1 protein-coding gene is annotated in these 471 nt (G+C 62.4%); it reads left to right on the top strand.

What is annotated here, in order from left to right:
* On the top strand, positions 1 to 229 hold a 229-nt coding region (locus OWC48_RS46410; RefSeq protein ID WP_282525982.1), incomplete at its 5' end, for a hypothetical protein.
* Between the last annotated feature and the right edge of the window lie 242 nt (positions 230 to 471).

The following is a 471-nucleotide window of genomic DNA, read 5'->3' as shown; positions in this document are numbered from 1 at the left end:
AGCCGACGTGCCACCGATCGTGGTTACGCTCGATCTGTCCGCGCCATGCAAGACCAACCCGCTCGGCGCCAAGGGCTGCGGCGAATCCGGCGCGATCGGCGGCCCGCCATGCATCACCAACGCCGTGATGGACGCGCTGAGCGAGCTCGGCATCACCAAGCTCAACACTCCGCTGACGCCGGTAAAGATCTGGAAGGCGATTCAGGACGCGAAGGCCGTGCAGTCGTAAGCTCTCACCACTTGTCATTCCGGGATGCGCCGTAAGGCGCAGGCCCGGAATCCATTGCGCCGCATCTACCAGCGGAAAAATGGATTCCGGGTTCGCGCTACGCGCGCCCCGGAATGACGAAAAATGTGCAATTTGCCGTCCCCGATCTGCTACTCTAGCGCGAGAGCAGACCGGGAGAATTGCGATGCGGAGATTTTGGAGCGTGCTGGCGGCGCTGGCGACATTGAGCCTGACCAATTGCG

It is taken from the genome of Bradyrhizobium sp. Arg816, from assembly GCF_029989365.1.
Taxonomy (GTDB): domain Bacteria; phylum Pseudomonadota; class Alphaproteobacteria; order Rhizobiales; family Xanthobacteraceae; genus Bradyrhizobium.
The sequence above is the reverse complement of the archived record's forward strand: the minus strand, read 5'-3'. Positions and strand labels throughout refer to the sequence as shown.